The organism is Pseudomonas sp. FP2338 (assembly GCF_030687515.1).
GTDB lineage: Bacteria > Pseudomonadota > Gammaproteobacteria > Pseudomonadales > Pseudomonadaceae > Aquipseudomonas > Aquipseudomonas salomonii.
In genome coordinates this window covers 6,270,107-6,287,194 of record NZ_CP117436.1, presented here as the reverse complement: position 1 = coordinate 6,287,194, position 17,088 = coordinate 6,270,107, and the positions used below count along the sequence as shown (strand labels likewise).

The following is a 17,088-nucleotide window of genomic DNA, read 5'->3' as shown; positions in this document are numbered from 1 at the left end:
TAAATTAAACCTGGTTCAGCCGTTGGGCGATAAATGAGATCAGCTGGCGGGCAATCTTGCCCTTGCTGGTCTGGGCGAAAAGGGTGGCGTGCAGCTCGCGGTCGATCACGCTGCAGGCGTTTTCCTCGCTGTTGAAGCCGATGCTCGGGTTGGCGACATCATTGGCAACGATCAAGTCGAGGTTTTTGTCTTTCAACTTGCGTGCGGCGTAGTCCAGCAAGTGCTCGGTTTCGGCGGCGAAACCGACGCTGAACGGGCGGTCCGGGCGCGTGGCGATGGTGGCCAGGATGTCCGGGTTGCGCACCATTTGCAGGAGCAGGCCGTCGCCGCTTGTAGGGTCCTTCTTAAGCTTTTGCGGGGCGACAACCTCCGGGCGGTAGTCTGCAACCGCTGCCGAGGCGATAAACAGGTCGCAGGGAATGGCCGCTTCACAGGCCGCCAGCATGTCCCGGGCGCTGACTACGTCGATTCGCGTGACGCGATCGGGGGTCGGCAAGTGCACCGGGCCGGTGATCAAGGTGACGCGTGCGCCTGCCTCGACCGCAGCTTCCGCCAAGGCAAAGCCCATTTTTCCTGAGCTATGGTTGGTGATGTAACGCACCGGGTCGATGTTTTCCTGGGTCGGGCCGGCGGTAATCAGCACATGTTTGCCCGTGAGAGCCAGGTGCTGAAAGCACTCGGCGGCGCACTGCGCGAGGTCGGTGGCCTCAAGCATGCGGCCCATGCCGACGTCGCCGCAGGCCTGGCTGCCGGACGCCGGGCCAAACACTTTAAGGCCACGGCTTTGCAGGAGTTGGGTGTTGGCCTGGGTGGCCGGGTCGCGCCACATGGCCTGGTTCATGGCCGGTGCGATGGCGACGGTGGCGTCGGTGGCCAATACCAGAGTGGTCAGCAGGTCATCGGCAATGCCTTGGGCCAGGCGGGCGATCAGGTCGGCGGTGGCCGGGGCGATCAACACCAGGTCGGCCCATTTGGCCAGTTCGATGTGGCCCATGGCGGCTTCGGCCGCCGGGTCCAGCAGGTCCAGGTGAACCGGGTGGCCAGACAGGGCCTGCATGGTCAGCGGGGTGATGAACTCACTGCCACCACGGGTCATGACCACGCGCACTTCGGCGCCCTGGTCCAGGAGCCTGCGAACCAGTTCTGCGCTCTTGTAGGCGGCAATGCCGCCGCCGACGCCGAGAACGATGCGTTTCCGATACAGACGCTGCATTGGTTTGCCTTTCCAGTTCAGTGATGCCAGTTCAGTGACGCCTGCGATGCCCCCTCCCCAGGGGAAATCACATGCAAAAAAGAGGGCTTAAGATAACACAGCGACCGCCAGGCAACAGCGGCGCGCGTGCAGAGGGAGGTGGGATGAGTATTCGCGATTGGCCTGTGGCGGAACGCCCACGGGAGAAGCTTTTGGAATGGGGCGCGGCGAGTCTGTCGGATGCCGAGTTGTTGGCGATCTTCCTGCGTACCGGGGTTTCCGGCAGAAGCGCAGTCGACCTGGCGCGCCATCTATTGGCGCAATTCGGTGGCCTGCGCCCGCTGTTGGAGGCCAGCCAGACGCTGTTCAGCCAGCACTTGGGGCTGGGGCCGGCGAAGTTTGCCCAGTTGCAGGCGGTGCTGGAAATGTCTCGGCGGCATATGGCCGAACGCTTGCGTGACGACTCGGTACTGGAAAGCCCGCTGGCCGTACGTGAGTACCTCAAGGCGTTGCTGCGCCACGAGCCCCACGAGATATTTGGCTGCCTGTTCCTTGACTCAAAGCACCGGGTGCTGGGCTTTGAGGCGCTGTTTGAGGGCACCATCGACACGGCTATCGTTTATCCGCGACAAGTGGTCAAGCGCGCGCTTGCTTACAACGCGGCGGCGCTGATCCTGTGCCATAACCATCCCTCCGGGAGCGTCGAGCCGAGTGCGGCTGATCGAAAATTAACCAAAATATTGCAGAAGGCTTTGGAATCGGTGGATGTGCGGGTGCTCGACCACATCATCGTGGGCGATGGCGACCCGCTGTCGATGGCGGAATACGGGTGGTTGTAGGATGGGAGCAGCTGCAAGGTTGAAGCTGCAAGCCTCAAGCGGCTTGCAGCTTGCAGCTTGCAGCTTGCAGCTTGACGCTTGCAGCTTAGGGCTTAGGGCTTAGGGCTTAGGGCTTAGGGCTTGACGCTGACCTTGGAGAAGTCCTGGCGCCCAAATGGGCTCACCTGATAGCCATTGATATTCTTGCGTGCCAGAGCGAACGCAGTGGGGTGCGCCAATGGCAGCCACAGGGCCTGCTGCTGAATCTGTGCCTGGGCCTGTTGGTAGAGCTTGCTGCGCACACCTTGTTCACTGGTGGTCTTGCCGGCGCTGATCAGCTTGTCCAGGGTCGGGTCGCAGTAGCGGGCGAAGTTGGTGCCGGATTTTACCGCTGCGCACGAGAACTGCGGGGTGAGGAAGTTATCCGGGTCGCCGTTGTCACCGGCCCAGCCCATGAACAACAGGTCATGTTCGCCGGCTTTGGCGCGGCGGATCAGTTCGCCCCACTCGATCACGCGAATCTCGGCCTGGATGCCGACCTTGGCCAGGTCTGCTTGCAGCAACTGAGCGCCGAGGTTGGGGTTGGGGTTCAGCAGGCTGCCGGTGGGGCGAGTCCAGATCGTGGTCTTGAAGCCATTCTTGAGTCCGGCTCTTTCCAGCAGCGTTTTGGCCTTGGCGATGTCCTGTGGATAACCCGGCAAGTCCTTGGCGTAGCTCCAGGTATTGGGTGGGTAAATGCCATTGGCCGCTTCGGCGGTGCCTTCAAATACGGCCTTGAGGTAGCTGCCTTTGTCGAAAGCCAGGTTGATCGCCTGGCGCACTTCGGGCTTGTCCAGCGGCGGGTGCTGGCTGTTGATCGCGACGAATGCGGTCATGAAGGCCGGGTTTTTTTCTACTTTGAGCGCGGGGTCTTTCTCGGCCTCACCCACATCCAGTGGCTTGGGTGACAGGGCGATCTGGCATTCATCGCGGTGCAGCTTTTGCAGGCGCACGTTGGCATCCGGGGTGATGGCGAAGATCAAGTTATCCACAGCCGGTTTGCCGGCAAAGTAATCCGGGTTGGCTTTATAGCGGACCACGGCGTCTTTCTGGAACCGTACAAACACGAAAGGGCCGGTGCCGATTGGCTGGCTGTTGAGTTTTTCGGGCGTGCCGGCCTTGAGCAGCTTGTCGGCGTATTCGGCCGGGTAGATCGAGGCAAAACCCATGCTCAACGCGGCGAGGAAGGTGGAATCGGCGTGATCCAGGGTGAAGCGCACGGTCAATGGGTCGAGGGCGTCGATTTTCTTGACCAGTGTGGGCAATTGCAGCGACTGCGCATGGGGGAAGCCGCTCTGGGCGATCTTGTGCCATGGGTTGGCCGGGTCGAGCATGCGTTCAAAGCTGAAGCGCACGTCTTCGGCCGTCAGGGTGCGGCTTGGGGTGAAATACTCGGTGCGGTGGAATTTCACGTCAGGGTGCAGCTTGAAGGTGTACACCAGGCCGTCCGGCGACACTTCCCAGCTGTCCGCCAGGCTCGGCACCAGTTTGCCGGCGGTGGCGTCGTAGTCCACCAGGCGGTTCATCAGCACGTCGGCCGAGGCATTGGTGGTGGTCAGCGAGTTGTACTGCACCACATCGAACCCTTCGGGGCTGGCCTCGGTGCAAACGCTCAAATTAGTGGCCGCAGAGGCCAGCGGCGCGATAAATAGAGGGGCGAGCAATAGGGGTAGGGCAGCGAGGCGCATATTCGGTTTCCTTTGCAGATCGAAGGCCCATCTGCGAGTGCAGTCTGGAAAAAGCCTACCGTAGTGGTCTGATTGATAAATGACTAGCCCATTTTTGCCTGTGCTTTTGGCGCGAATGCTGTTTTGATGGCGCCTCAGCGCGTTTCGTCTTGCACTTTTGTGTGCCGGCGGGCGCGGTAAATCATTCTGTGCGACGAGTGGTCGGCTGGTGCAGCGACCCCTCCTGGCAACGGTTCGGGCATCTATTGCCAAGATTTACGCCGGTAAAAACACACGGGCTGTTGTTGCATTGGGGTCTTTCTGGTATAAAGCAGCGCTCTTTTCTAGGGGCCCGGTTCCTTCACTGTAGGTGTAGCCGGTAAGACCCTTAAAGAAACGCGGCGCCTGGCGCCAAATGACTGAGAGATTAAGCGGCCAACCCATGCCGGGTTGGGCATGTGGTTTTAGAGGGCTGAGGCATGTCGAGAGTCTGTCAAGTTACCGGTAAGGGTCCGGTGACTGGGAATAACATTTCCCACGCAAATAACAAAACCCGTCGTCGTTTCCTGCCGAACCTGCAGCATCACCGCTTCTGGGTTGAAGAAGAGAAACGTTTTGTTCGCCTGCGTGTATCTGCCAAAGGCATGCGTATCATCGACAAGCGTGGCATCACTGTCGTGCTGGCCGAAATCCGCGCCGCCGGCAAGATCTAAGGAGCTCTATCATGCGTGAATTGATTCGAATGATCTCTAGCGCCGGTACTGGTCACTTCTACACTACCGACAAGAACAAGCGTACTACCCCGGACAAGCTCGAAAAGAAAATGTTCGACCCGCGCGTTCGCAAGCACGTGATCTACAAAGAAGGCAAAATCAAGTAATTGATTTTCTTCCTTGTGAAAAAAAGCCCGTCTCTCACGAGACGGGCTTTTTTTTGCCTGAAATGTGCTGATCAGGCTTTCTGCTCGAACACCACGTAGATCTTGCGGCACGGCTCCAGCACTTCCCAGGTGCCGCTGAACCCGGCAGGAATCACGAAACGGTCGCCGGCACGCAAGGTCTTGGCATTGCCATCGGCATCACGCAGTACCGAAACCCCCTGCACAATCTCGCAATACTCATGCTCGCTGTAATTGACCTTCCACTGCCCGACTTCACCTTCCCACACGCCGGCGTTCATCTGGCCGCACGGGCTGTTGTAGTGGTTATAAATGGTTTGCTCGGGGTCGCCCTTGAGAATTTTTTCGGCGGCCGGGCGGTAGCGGTCCGGGGTGGTGTTGGCTTGGCTGAAGTCGACGATATCCTGGATGCTCATGTGTGTGTCCCGTCTGGCCTGCGGTTGGAGAGCCCAAAGTCTATGTTTATTAAAATGAACATCGCAAGGGCGTTTACCGCCCTTATGTCAAATATATTGAAACACCCCCAGCCGCTGGTTTAGGGTGGCAGCTGCCTTGAGCCGAACAGCAGGCTGGCCGGGCAAGAATTCTTTAAGGCTGCCGGGGGACATCACCTGGCCCTTGTATTCAATAAGAGGAGGACACTCGCATGACCACCCTGACCCGTGCCGATTGGGAACAACGCGCCAAGGATCTGAAGATCGAAGGCCGCGCCTACATCAATGGTGAGTACACCGCTGCTGTTTCCGGTGACACGTTCGAATGCATCAGCCCGGTCGATGGCCGCTTGCTGGCCACCGTTGCCAGCTGTGACGTCGCCGACGCCCAGCGCGCTGTCGAAAACGCCCGCGCGACGTTCAATTCCGGGGTCTGGTCGCGCCTGGCGCCGGCCAAGCGCAAAGCCGTCATGATCCGTTTCGCCGCGCTGCTCAACGCCAATGCCGAAGAGCTGGCGCTGCTCGAAACCCTGGACATGGGCAAGCCGATTTCCGACTCCCTGGGAATTGACGTGCCGGGCGCCGCCAACGCCCTTAGCTGGAGCGGCGAGGCGATCGACAAGATTTACGACGAAGTCGCCGCCACCCCGCACAACCAGTTGGGCCTGGTGACCCGCGAGCCGGTCGGCGTAGTGGGTGCCATCGTGCCGTGGAACTTCCCGCTGATGATGGCGTGCTGGAAACTCGGCCCTGCGCTGTCCACCGGTAACTCGGTGATCCTCAAGCCGTCCGAGAAATCCCCACTGACGGCCATCCGCATCGCGGCCCTGGCGGTTGAAGCCGGCATTCCAAAAGGCGTGTTGAACGTGCTGCCGGGCTACGGTCACACCGTGGGCAACGCGCTGGCGCTGCACATGGACGTCGACACCCTGGTGTTTACCGGTTCCACAAAAATCGCCAAGCAACTGTTGATCCGCTCCGGCGAGTCGAACATGAAGCGTGTATGGCTGGAAGCGGGCGGCAAGAGCCCGAATATCGTGTTTGCCGATGCGCCGGACCTGCAAGCCGCCGCCGAATCTGCCGCTGGCGCCATCGCCTTCAACCAGGGCGAAGTCTGCACCGCCGGCTCGCGCCTGCTGGTCGAGCGCTCCATCAAGGATAAATTCCTGCCGCTGGTGATCGAGGCTCTCAAGGGCTGGAAGCCAGGCAACCCGCTGGACCCGGCGACCAACGTCGGTGCCCTGGTGGACACCCAGCAGATGAATAACGTGCTGTCGTACATCGAAGCTGGCCATGCCGACGGCGCCAAGCTGGTGGCGGGCGGCAAGCGCACCCTGCAAGAAACCGGTGGCACCTATGTGGAGCCGACGATTTTCGACGGCGTGACCAACGCCATGAAGATCGCCCAGGAAGAGATCTTCGGCCCAGTGCTGTCAGTGATCACATTCGACAGCGCCGAAGAAGCGGTCGCCATTGCCAACGACACCATTTATGGCCTGGCCGCAGCCGTATGGACCGCCGATATTTCCAAGGCGCACCTGACTGCCAAGGCCTTGCGCGCCGGTAGCGTGTGGGTCAACCAATACGATGGCGGCGACATGACTGCACCCTTTGGTGGTTTCAAACAGTCGGGTAACGGTCGCGACAAGTCGCTGCACGCGTTCGACAAGTACACTGAACTGAAATCGACCTGGATCAAGCTGTAAGCAACACCGCAGGTCAAATGTGGGAGCCGGTTTGTGTGGGAGCTGGCTTGCCTGCGATAGCATCAACTCGGTGTAACAGATAAACCGAGGTGCCTGCATCGCGGGCAAGCCCGGCTCCCACATAAGCCTGCTCCCACACTGTTTTGTAGGGTCTTGATAATTATCCACAGGAGCGTGGAAATGCGTTGGGCGACTTATTTCGCCGTGCTGGCCTCTGTCCTCAGCGTCGGCCTGGCCCTGGGCGTCAGCATGCCGCTGGTGTCCCTGCGCCTCGAAGGCTGGGGGTATGGCAGCTTCGCCATTGGCGTGATGGCCACCATGCCGGCTTTTGGCGTACTGCTCGGCGCGAAGGTCTCCAGCCGGATGGCCTCGTGGCTGGGCACTGCCAACCTGATGCGCCTGTGCCTATGGGCCGGTGCCATCTCGATCGGTTTGCTGGCAATACTGCCAAGCTACCCGGTGTGGCTGGTGCTGCGGCTGATGATCGGCGTGATCCTGACCATCGTGTTTATCCTGGGTGAAAGCTGGATCAACCAGTTGGTGGTCGAGCAATGGCGTGGCCGTCTGGTGGCGCTGTACGGCTGCAGCTATGCCTTGAGCCAGCTGTCGGGCCCGCTGCTGCTGGGCGTGCTCGGCACTGACCATGACTATGGCTTCTGGGTCGGCGTTGGCTTGTTGGTGGTCGCGCCGCTGTTGCTGCTGGGGCGTTCCGGCGCTCCAACCGCCGAGTCCTTCAGCGTGACCTTCAGTGATTTGTGGCGCTTCTGCCTGACTTTGCCGGCAATTGCCTGGGCGGTGGCCTTGTTCGCCGCGTTCGAGGCGATGATTCTGACGCTGCTGCCGGTGTACTGCCTGCAGCAGGGCTTCACCGCCGAGATTGCCTTGGCCATGGTCAGCACCGTGGTGGTAGGTGATGCGCTGTTGCAATTGCCCATTGGCGCTTTGGCCGACTACCTGCCACGTCGCACCTTGTTCTTGAGCTGCGCCGTGTTGTTGTTGGCCTCAAGCCTGGCGATTCCATTGCTGCTGCATACGCAGTTGATCTGGCCGGTGTGGGTGATCTTTGGCGCCAGCGCCGGTGGGTTGTTCACCTTGTCGCTGATCCTGATCGGTGAGCGTTATCGCGACGACGCGCTGGTGCGCGCCAATGCCCACGTGGCGCAGCTGTGGGGCATCGGTTGCCTGATCGGCCCGCTGGTAGCCGGGGCGGGCAGCCAATGGATCAGCGGGCACGCGCTGCCGTTGTTGATGGCAGCCGGGGCGCTGGGGCTGGTGGTGTTGCTGCTGCGCCAGGGCGCATTCGGTACCGCACAGCCTGCTTAAACCTTGAAATGCAATCAACTGTGGGAGCTGGCTTGCCTGCGATAGCGGTGTGCCAGCTTACCCATAAGTACCTGACACTCCGCCATCGCGGGCAAGCCCGGCTCCCACAGTAGTTCTATGACGTTCTTACAGCATGCGTTCCAGGCCAACACTGGTGGCGAACCACGCATTAAACCTGCGCCACCAACTGCCTGGCTCCCGTGTCAGGGTGTGCAACTGGCCGTTATCCTCGGTCACCCACACCACCTGGCCATTCTGCAGTTTCGCCTCATAGCTCAACGCCGGCGCCATGCCTTGCAGCGCCAGGTTGCGCACGTGTTCCGCCAGCTCGGGGCTGTCCACCAGCACCCCGACTTCGGTGTTCCACAGCACCGAGCGCGGGTCGAAGTTGAACGAGCCGATAAACGACTTGTGCCGATCAAAGATCATCGCCTTGCTGTGCAGGCTGGAGTCCGAGCCGTGGAAGGCGCCTCGGCGAAACAGGTGCGGGCCACTGCCACCGCCCGCATCGCCCGGTTGGCGGCGCAGCTCGTAGAGTTTTACGCCGTGCTCCAGCAACGCCTTGCGATAGGGCGCATAGCCGCCGTGCACGGCGGGTACGTCGGTGGCTTCGAGGGAATTGGTCAGCAGGCTGACTGATACGCCCGCATCGGCGCGACCGGTCAGGTACACCAGCCCGGGTTGCCCCGGCACGAAATACGCCGAAATCATCATCAGCTCATGGCTGACGCCCTCCAGCTCCGGTGCCAGTTGGGTGGTCAACAGCAAGCGTGGGTCGGGGTCAGCCTTGGCCAGCACTTTGCTCGGCGCATCCCATAGCGCCTGGTTCCAGGCCCAGATCAGCTCGCGGCGCCAGATGTCCATGCGCGGTTGTGTCTGGTAGGTGCGCAAGCGGTTGTAGAGGGCGTGATTCTGCTGGCGCGACTCGGCCAGCGAATCTTGCAGGCGTGCGCGTGCGGCGTTCAGGTCGCCCCTGGATGGGGTGCTTGAGACGAAATCGTCGATGGGTTTGCTCAGTGCGCTGTTCCAGTACTGATCAAAGCTGTGCCCGAGCTGCTCGGCCACTGGGCCGACGCTGAGCATGTCGATATCGGTGAAATTGAGGTTGGGCTCGGCATCGAAATACTCATCGCCCAGGTTGCGCCCGCCAACAATGGCCACACTGTTATCCGCCAGCCACAGCTTGTTGTGCATGCGCCGGTGTTGCAGCGACAGGTTGAACAGCCGGCCCATCGCCCGCGTCACGCCGGTGCTGCGGCCCAGGTGCAGCGGGTTGAACAGGCGAATCTGGATCTGCGGGTGGGCGGCGAGGGTGGCGATAACCTGATCGAGGCCGTCGCTGGTGGTGTCGTCCAGCAGGATGCGGATGCGCACGCCACGGTCGGCGGCTTTGAGCAGTTCATCCACGAGCATGCGCGTGCTGATGCCGTCGTGCACGATGTAGTACTGCAGGTCGAGGCTGCTCTGGGCATTGCGGATCAGCTCGGCCCGGGCCATGAAGGCTTCGCTGCTGTTGGGCAACAGGCGAAAGCCCGAACGACCCTGGTACGGCGCCGCCTGGGCCTGGATCGAGCGGCCGAACGAGGATTGCGCCGCAGGCAGGGCGTCGCTGGGGATGCGCGGTGCATCGACCGTGGCGCAGCCACTCAGCGTCAGGGCGCCCAGCAGCAAAAACGGTAAAAGCCGTCGAATCATCAAGGGCACTGCTTCCAGGTCGGGGCGGTTGTGGGATATGACGGCAGATTGCGGGGAAAGGTCAGTCGGTCACCTCGGCGAGCATCTTCATCGCGGCGGCCCCCACCTTGCGCACTGCCTCTTCGATCTGCGGCGTTGGCTTGGCAGCGTAGTTCATGCGCAGGCAATTACGGTATTTGCCGGAGGCGGAAAAGATGCTGCCCACTGCCACCTGTACGCCTTGTTCCACCAGCACGCGGTTGAGTTTCAAGGTATCAAAGCCTTCCGGCAGTTCTATCCACAGCATGAAGCTGCCTTGGGGCCGGCTGGCACGGGTGCCGGCCGGAAAGTAGCGGCTGACCCAATCGAGCATCAAGTCGCGATTACGCTGGTATTGGGTGCGCATCCGCCGCAAATGCGGCTCGAAGTGGCCGTTTTTGAGAAACTCGGCGATGGCGATCTGCGGTTGCGTCGCCGTGGAACCGGTGCTGATGTATTTCATGTGCAGCACCCGCTCAAGATAGCGCCCTGGCGCCACCCAGCCGATGCGCAGGCCGGGCGCCAGGGTTTTCGAGAACGAGCTGCACAGCAGCACACGGCCATCTTCGTCGAAGGATTTGATCGTGCGTGGGCGCGGGTAGCTGTAGGCCAATTCGCCATACACATCGTCTTCAATAATCGCCACGTCAAAGCGCTGGGCCAGGGTCAGCAGCGCGCGTTTGCGTGCCTCGGGCATGATATAGCCCAGCGGGTTATTGCAGTTGGGCGTCAGCTGGATGACCTTGATCGGCCACTGTTCCAGCGCCAGCTCCAGCGCTTCAAGGCTGATGCCGGTGATGGGGTCGGTGGGGATTTCCAGCGCCTTCATGCCCAGGCCTTTGAGGGTCTGCATGGCGCCGTGAAAGCTTGGTGAGTCGACTGCGACGATATCCCCAGGCTCGCAAATCGCGTGGATGCTGGCGGACAGCGCCTCATGGCAGCCGGTGGTGATCACGATATCTTCGGCAGTCAGCTGACAGCCGGAATCCAGAGACAGTCGGGCGATCTGCTCACGCAACTCCATACAGCCAAGGATATTGTCGTAATACAGGCCCGGCAGATCCTGGCGTCGGCTCACGCGGGCCAGGCTGCGCAGCAATGGTTTCATGGTCGGCGACAGTACATCCGGCATGCCGCGGCCCATCTGTATGACGTCTTTGCGCGGCACGGCGCGAATCAGTTCCAGCACCTGGTCCCACTGCGAGATTTCCACCGGGCGCTGTGCCGGGCGGCCGATTTCCGGCAGCGCCGGCAACTCGCGTCCGACCGGCACAAAGTAGCCCGACTTGGGCTTTGGCATCGCCAGGCCGTGGTCTTCCAGCAAGCGATAGGCTTGTTGCACGGTGCTCAGGCTCACCCCGTGTTCCACACTCAAGGCCCGCACGGATGGCAAGCGATCGCCGGGGCGATAGAAACCCTGCTCGATGCGCGTGCCCAGTAATTCGGCGAGGTTGACGTAGAGGGTCATGGTGATCGCTCCGAGGGACCAGTACAGATAGGCGCAAAATACAGGATTCAGCCCTTAATGGGCAGTATCTGTATGGATTTAATAAAGGTTATTTGAATCTGTAATGGTTTTGCCCGCGCGCCCATCCTAGTCACTCATGGCAACAGGCAAATGAGGGGCAACACGATGAACGGCATGAGCGATGTGCGGTTGATGTTACACAGTCAGCAATTGCAGGCAGGGCAGGAGCGGGCGAAGGCGCCGCGCGATATCAGCCGCTGGAGTCTGTTCTGGCACCGCCGCCACACGCGCAAAGCCTTGCTGCACCTGACCGGTGAGCAACTGCGTGACGTCGGGTTGACCGCCGAACAGGCGCGCCAGGAAGGCATGAAGCCGTTCTGGCGCGACTGATCAGAGCAGTTCTTTGAAGCGGTGCCAGAGCATCCCCAGTGCCAACAGCGGCGAGCGCAGATGTTTGCCGCCGGGGAAGGTGATGTGCGGCACCTGGGCGAACAAATCAAAACGCCCCTGCTGTTGGCCGCTGATGGCTTCGGCCAGCAGCTTGCCTGCCAGGTGGGTGGCGTTGAGGCCGTGGCCGGCGTATGCCTGGGCGTAATATACATTGGGATAATCGGCCAGCCGGCCGATCTGCGGCAGGCGGTTGGCGCCGATGCCGATCATGCCGCCCCATTGGTAGTCGATCTTCACGTCCGCCAGTTGCGGGAACACCTTGAGCATTTTGGGGCGCATATAGGCGCCGATGTCCTGCGGGTCGCGGCCGGAATAGTGGCAGGCTCCGCCGAACAGCAGGCGGCGGTCGGCGGACAGGCGGAAGTAATCCACGGTCACGCGTTGATCGCACACCGCCATGTTCTGCGGCAGCAGGCTGGCGGCCTGGGCTTCACTTAAGGGTTCGGTAGCGATGATGTAGCTGCCGGCGGGCAATACCTTACCGCTCAATTGTGGGTTCAGGCCGTTGAGGTAGGCGTTGCAGGCCAGCACCAGGGTATTGGCGCGCACGTTGCCATTGGCGGTGTGCACGTTGACCTCAGGGCCGTAGTCGATGCGCGTCACTTCGGACTGCTCAAACAGCTTCACGCCCAGCTGCTGCGCGGCGGCGGCTTCGCCGAGGGCCAGGTTCAGCGGGTGCAAATGGCCGGAACCCATGTCGATCATGCCGCCTACATAGCGCTCGGAGCCGATCACGCTGCTCATCTCGTTGGCTTGCAGCAGACGTACTTCATGGCGATAACCGAGGTTGCGCAGTTCTTCGGCGTCTTCGGCCAGGCCGATCAGGTCGCGGGGTTTGTTGGCGAGGTCGCAGTAACCCCAGGTCAGGTCGCAGGGGATCTGATAGCGCTCGACCCGCTCGCGCACGATCTCGACGGCTTCCAGGCCCATCAGCTTCATCTGGCGCACGCCGTCGCTGCCGATCACGTTGCTGAACTGGTCCAGGCCGTGGCCGACGCCGCGAATCAACTGCCCGCCGTTGCGGCCGCTGGCGCCCCAGCCGAGCTTGCGCGCTTCCAGCAGCACCACGCTAAAGCCGCGTTCGGCCAGCTCCAGGGCTGTGTTTATGCCGGAATAGCCGCCGCCAATTACGCACACATCGGCGCGTACTTCGCCCATCAACGCCGGGTAGTCGGGCTGTGAAACGCTGCTGGCGGCGTAGTAGGAAGCGGTGTGCCGGGCGCTGGCGGTCATGGGGAGCATCCCTGTTTGGAAAATTTGACGCAGGATACAGCGGTCGGACGAAGCTGTCTGCGCAGCACGTTTTGGGTCAGAATCCACGCCTATTCGCCGTTCGGTAAGTGTTTCGATGAGTTGCAACAGCCAGAAAATCAGCGCGCTGCGCAAGCAGATCCCTTCGTTCGAATGCGTCCCCGGCTGCCACGATTGCTGTGGGCCGGTGACCACTTCGCCCGAGGAAATGTCGCGCCTGCCACGCAAGACTGCCGCCGAGCAGGATGCGGCCATGGACGAGCTGAACTGCGTGCACCTGGGGCCGAACGGCTGCACCGTGTATGACGAGCGGCCGCTGATCTGCCGGCTGTTTGGCACTACCAAGACCTTGCCGTGTCCGAATGGGCGGCGGCCGGTGGAGTTGATTCACCCGCGGGTGGAGAAGCAAATTCACGAATACATGGCGAGCACTCGGCAAGTACTGGTGTGACGGATGTACCGGATCAAAAAAATGTGGGAGCTGGCTTGCCTGCGATAGCGGTGGATCAGGCAAACATGTGCTGACTGATCCACCGCTATCGCAGGCAAGCCAGCTCCCACATTTGACCGAGTTGTGTCATTTGGTCAGTCAGGTATCGGCAGGTTAAGGCTCTCTTTCACCTCTTCCATCACGATATAGCTCTTGGACTCGCGCACATGCGGCAGTTTGAGCAAGATATCGCCGAGCAATTTGCGGTACGAGGCCATCTCGGAAATCCGCGCCTTCACCAGGTAGTCGAAGTCGCCTGACACCAAGTGGCACTCCAGCACATGGGGCAGCTTCAGCACGGCGCGACGGAATTCCTCAAAGGTGTCGCCCGACTTGTAATCCAGGCTGATCTCGACAAATACCAGCAAACTCCCCTTCAAATGCTGCGGGTTGAGCCGCGCGTTGTAGCCCATGATGATCCCTTCGCGCTCCAGGCGGCGGACCCGCTCGGTGCACGGCGTGGTCGACAGCCCGACCTTTTCCCCCAGCTCCGTGAACGAAATACGCCCATCGGTTTGCAGGATGCGCAGGATATTGCGGTCGATCTTGTCCAGCTCCCGCTTGGTCTGGGTGTTGGTACGCATAGGGGATACGCCTCTGTGAAAAGGGTTTTTGCCGAGAATTGTCGCCAAATATAGGCATTTATATAGTGAAATGCACTGGTCATTGTTTTTTACACTGCGCCCATCATTGCTCGAATAACACACGTCAGCGGCTAAGCCCGTGATGAGGATATAAAAATGCGCGTTCTGGTCTTGGGTAGCGGCGTCATTGGGGTGACCAGTGCCTACTATTTGGCGCGGGCCGGCTTTGAAGTGGTTGTGGTCGACCGTCAGCCCGCTGCTGCCATGGAAACCAGTTTCGCCAACGCAGGCCAGGTGTCGCCGGGTTATGCCTCGCCATGGGCCGCACCGGGCGTGCCGCTCAAGGCCATCAAGTGGTTGCTGCAACGCCACGCGCCACTGGCGATCAAGGCCACTGCCGATATCGATCAGTACCTGTGGATGGCGCAGATGCTGCGCAACTGCACCCAGAGCCGTTACGCGGTGAACAAAGAGCGCATGGTGCGCCTGTCCGAGTACAGCCGTGATTGCCTCGACGAATTGCGTGCAGAAACCGGTATTGCCTACGAAGGCCGCAGCCTCGGCACTACTCAGTTGTTCCGCACCCAGGCTCAGTTGGATGGCGCGGCCAAAGACATTGCCGTATTGAAAGAGTCCGGCGTGCCGTTCGAGCTGCTCGACCGCGCCGGCATTGCCCGCGTTGAGCCAGCCCTGGCCAGCGTCACCGATATCCTCGCCGGCGCCCTGCGCCTGCCCAACGACCAGACCGGCGACTGCCAGATGTTCACCACGCGTCTGGTGGACATGTGCAAGCAGTTGGGCGTGGAATTCCGTTTCGAACAGGACATCCAGCGTCTCGACTACGCCGGTGATCGCGTCAATGGCGTGTGGATCGATGGCAAGCTGGAAACCGCCGACCGCTACGTGCTGGCCCTGGGCAGTTACTCGTCCAAGCTGCTCAAGCCGCTGGGGATCAAGGCGCCGGTGTATCCGCTGAAGGGTTACTCGCTGACCGTGCCGATCACCAACCCGGCGATGGCGCCGACTTCGACCATTCTGGATGAGACCTACAAGGTCGCGATCACGCGTTTCGACAACCGCATTCGCGTCGGCGGCATGGCTGAAATAGCCGGTTTTGACCTGTCGCTGAACCCTCGTCGACGTGAAACCCTGGAGATGATCGTCAACGACCTTTATCCTCAAGGCGGCGATTTGACCGAAGCCACTTTCTGGACCGGCCTGCGCCCGACCACACCCGACGGCACGCCGATTGTCGGTGCCACCCCGTTCAAGAACCTGTTCCTGAACACCGGCCACGGCACCCTTGGCTGGACCATGGCGTGCGGCTCTGGCCGTTTGCTGGCTGACCTGATGGCGAAAAAAACGCCGCAGATCAGCGCCGAAGGTCTCGATATTTCCCGTTACGGCAGCAACCACCAGGAGTCCGCAAAACATGTCAATCCAGCGCCAGCTCACCAATGAGCGCATGAGCCAGGTCGTTGTTCACAGCGGTACCGTGTATCTGGCAGGGCAAGTCGGTGACGACATGAATGCCGGGATTGAACAGCAGACCCACGAAACCCTGGCCAACATCGAGCGTTTGCTGGACCTGGCCGGCACCGACAAAACCAAGTTGCTGTCGGTGACGATCTACCTCAAAGACATCGACGCCGATTTCGCCGGCATGAACGCGGTGTGGGACAAGTGGCTGCCTAAAGGCGTGGCCCCGGCCCGTGCGACGGTTGAGGCCAAGCTGTGCGAACCGGAAATTCTGGTAGAGCTGTCCGTCGTGGCGGCGCTGCCTTAAACGTAGCTTTTTCCCCCGGCGCCGTGGCTGATAGTCGGCGCCGGTTTTTCTTCACATTACCGCCTAGAAGCCTGCCGCCATGCGTCCTGCCCGTGCCCTGATCGACCTCCAAGCCCTGCGCCATAACTACCAACTGGCCCGTGAAGTCACGGGGGCCAAAGCCCTTGCCGTGGTCAAGGCGGATGCCTATGGCCATGGTGCCGTACGTGTGGCCCAGGCGCTGGAAGCCGAGGCGGATGGGTTTGCGGTGGCGTGCATCGAGGAGGCATTGGAGCTGCGGGCTGCGGGGATTCGTGCGCCGGTATTGCTGCTGGAAGGTTTTTTCGAAGCTGACGAACTGCCGCTGATCATCGAGCATGATTTTTGGTGCGTGGTGCATTCGTTGTGGCAGTTGGAAGCCATCGAGCAAGCCCGGCTGAGCAAACCGCTGACCATTTGGCTCAAGCTCGACTCGGGCATGCACCGCGTGGGCCTGCACCCCAAGGATTACCATGAGGCGTACCAGCGCCTGCTGGCCAGCGGCAAAGTGGCCAAGATCGTGCTGATGAGCCACTTCGCCCGCGCCGATGAGCTCGATTGCGTGCGCAGTGATGAGCAAGTGGCGGTGTTTGAAGCGGCACGCCAAGGTTTGTCGGCCGAAGTGAGCCTGCGCAATTCGCCGTCGGTGATGGGCTGGCCGACTATGTCCAGCGACTGGGTGCGCCCAGGCATCATGCTTTATGGCGCCACGCCGTTTGGTGAGGACCAGGCCATTGCCGCGCGTTTGCAGCCGGTGATGACCCTGGAATCGAAAGTCATCTGCGTGCGTGAACTGCCGGCCGGTGAGCCGATCGGTTACGGCGCCAAGTTCATCACGCCAAAACCGATGCGCGTCGGCGTGGTTGCCATGGGCTATGCCGACGGCTACCCGCGCCATGCACCGACCGGCACGCCCGTGCTGGTGGCAGGCCAGCGCAGCCAGTTGCTGGGCCGTGTGTCCATGGACATGCTCTGCGTTGACCTCACCGACGTGCCCCAGGCCGGGCTCGGTTCCACCGTGGAGCTGTGGGGCAAAAATATCCTCGCCAGTGACGTCGCGGCGGCTGCCGAAACCATCCCCTACCAGATTTTCTGCAACCTGCGCCGCGTGCCAAGGCTCTATTCCGGGGCTTAAGCCGCGCCTACGAGCAGAGCCTGCCGGGATTTAGGCCCAAGTGTTGTAAATACTGAACGCTGTCGCCATGATAAAGCTCAACTACAACAAAGCCTGAATCCTAGGAGGCTCCTGCA

General features: G+C 61.1%; 17 protein-coding genes. 10 read left to right on the top strand and 7 right to left on the bottom strand.

Annotation, left to right across the window (positions count from 1 at the left end):
* Positions 1-4 precede the first annotated feature (4 nt).
* On the bottom strand, positions 5-1,213 hold the full coding sequence (coaBC, locus tag PSH96_RS28640; protein WP_043048060.1) for a bifunctional phosphopantothenoylcysteine decarboxylase/phosphopantothenate--cysteine ligase CoaBC: 1,209 nt from the start codon (positions 1,211-1,213) through the stop codon (positions 5-7).
* 143 nt (positions 1,214-1,356) lie between these two features.
* Here coaBC and radC point away from each other — a divergent pair, with 143 nt between their 5' ends.
* On the top strand, positions 1,357-2,031 hold the full coding sequence (gene radC / locus PSH96_RS28635) for a DNA repair protein RadC (protein WP_056860832.1): 675 nt from the start codon (positions 1,357-1,359) through the stop codon (positions 2,029-2,031).
* Positions 2,032-2,144: 113 nt separating this feature from the next.
* Here radC and PSH96_RS28630 read toward each other — a convergent pair whose 3' ends face one another.
* Positions 2,145-3,737, bottom strand: a complete 1,593-nt coding sequence (locus tag PSH96_RS28630) for an ABC transporter substrate-binding protein (protein WP_305456627.1) — start codon at positions 3,735-3,737, stop codon at positions 2,145-2,147.
* A 458-nt stretch (positions 3,738-4,195) separates the two neighbouring features.
* On the opposite strand from PSH96_RS28630, the gene rpmB reads away from it, so the two are divergent.
* On the top strand, positions 4,196-4,429 hold the full coding sequence (rpmB, locus tag PSH96_RS28625; RefSeq protein ID WP_003176907.1) for a 50S ribosomal protein L28: 234 nt from the start codon (positions 4,196-4,198) through the stop codon (positions 4,427-4,429).
* 11 nt (positions 4,430-4,440) lie between these two features.
* Positions 4,441-4,596, top strand: a complete 156-nt coding sequence (rpmG, locus tag PSH96_RS28620) for a 50S ribosomal protein L33 (RefSeq protein ID WP_003176906.1) — start codon at positions 4,441-4,443, stop codon at positions 4,594-4,596.
* Between the two features lie 71 nt (positions 4,597-4,667).
* Here the strand turns inward: rpmG and PSH96_RS28615 are convergent, their stop codons facing one another.
* Complete coding sequence (locus tag PSH96_RS28615) at positions 4,668-5,030, bottom strand: cupin domain-containing protein (RefSeq protein WP_017135853.1); 363 nt, start codon at positions 5,028-5,030, stop codon at positions 4,668-4,670.
* A 230-nt stretch (positions 5,031-5,260) separates the two neighbouring features.
* On the opposite strand from PSH96_RS28615, the gene PSH96_RS28610 reads away from it, so the two are divergent.
* Positions 5,261-6,754, top strand: coding sequence for an aldehyde dehydrogenase (locus tag PSH96_RS28610; RefSeq protein ID WP_305456624.1), 1,494 nt, complete (start codon positions 5,261-5,263; stop codon positions 6,752-6,754).
* Positions 6,755-6,934: 180 nt separating this feature from the next.
* Positions 6,935-8,077 carry an MFS transporter gene (locus PSH96_RS28605; protein ID WP_305456623.1) on the top strand — a complete coding sequence of 381 codons (1,143 nt, stop codon included), beginning with the start codon at positions 6,935-6,937 and terminating at the stop codon, positions 8,075-8,077.
* A 126-nt stretch (positions 8,078-8,203) separates the two neighbouring features.
* Here the strand turns inward: PSH96_RS28605 and PSH96_RS28600 are convergent, their stop codons facing one another.
* Both PSH96_RS28600 and PSH96_RS28595 read right to left on the bottom strand, forming a co-directional pair.
* Entirely contained in the window at positions 8,204-9,772 is a 1,569-nt protein-coding gene (locus PSH96_RS28600; protein ID WP_305456622.1) for a phospholipase D family protein, read from the bottom strand.
* Between the two features lie 61 nt (positions 9,773-9,833).
* The gene (locus PSH96_RS28595) at positions 9,834-11,258 is read right to left on the bottom strand and encodes a PLP-dependent aminotransferase family protein (RefSeq protein ID WP_305456620.1); all 1,425 of its coding nucleotides are present in this window, start codon (positions 11,256-11,258) and stop codon (positions 9,834-9,836) included.
* Positions 11,259-11,423: 165 nt separating this feature from the next.
* On the opposite strand from PSH96_RS28595, the gene PSH96_RS28590 reads away from it, so the two are divergent.
* A complete protein-coding gene (locus tag PSH96_RS28590) occupies positions 11,424-11,648 on the top strand; it encodes a DUF1127 domain-containing protein (RefSeq protein WP_068933819.1) in 225 nt (74 codons plus the stop codon).
* Here PSH96_RS28590 and PSH96_RS28585 read toward each other — a convergent pair whose 3' ends face one another.
* On the bottom strand, positions 11,649-12,941 hold the full coding sequence (locus PSH96_RS28585; RefSeq protein WP_305456618.1) for an FAD-binding oxidoreductase: 1,293 nt from the start codon (positions 12,939-12,941) through the stop codon (positions 11,649-11,651).
* Between the two features lie 115 nt (positions 12,942-13,056).
* On the opposite strand from PSH96_RS28585, the gene PSH96_RS28580 reads away from it, so the two are divergent.
* Positions 13,057-13,410, top strand: coding sequence for a YkgJ family cysteine cluster protein (locus PSH96_RS28580; RefSeq protein ID WP_305456616.1), 354 nt, complete (start codon positions 13,057-13,059; stop codon positions 13,408-13,410).
* 134 nt (positions 13,411-13,544) lie between these two features.
* Here PSH96_RS28580 and PSH96_RS28575 read toward each other — a convergent pair whose 3' ends face one another.
* Positions 13,545-14,033, bottom strand: coding sequence for an Lrp/AsnC ligand binding domain-containing protein (locus PSH96_RS28575; RefSeq protein WP_003176896.1), 489 nt, complete (start codon positions 14,031-14,033; stop codon positions 13,545-13,547).
* A 156-nt stretch (positions 14,034-14,189) separates the two neighbouring features.
* Here PSH96_RS28575 and dadA point away from each other — a divergent pair, with 156 nt between their 5' ends.
* From dadA to alr, 3 genes are all read left to right on the top strand, one after another.
* On the top strand, positions 14,190-15,494 hold the full coding sequence (dadA, locus tag PSH96_RS28570; protein ID WP_305456615.1) for a D-amino acid dehydrogenase: 1,305 nt from the start codon (positions 14,190-14,192) through the stop codon (positions 15,492-15,494).
* Positions 15,466-15,819 (top strand): RidA family protein, encoded by a 354-nt coding sequence (locus PSH96_RS28565; RefSeq protein WP_305456614.1) that lies wholly within the window; start codon positions 15,466-15,468, stop codon positions 15,817-15,819. The genes dadA and PSH96_RS28565 overlap by 29 nt, the downstream gene beginning before the upstream one ends.
* 79 nt (positions 15,820-15,898) lie before the next feature.
* A complete protein-coding gene (gene alr, locus PSH96_RS28560; RefSeq protein ID WP_305456611.1) occupies positions 15,899-16,972 on the top strand; it encodes an alanine racemase in 1,074 nt (357 codons plus the stop codon).
* Positions 16,973-17,088 lie beyond the last annotated feature (116 nt).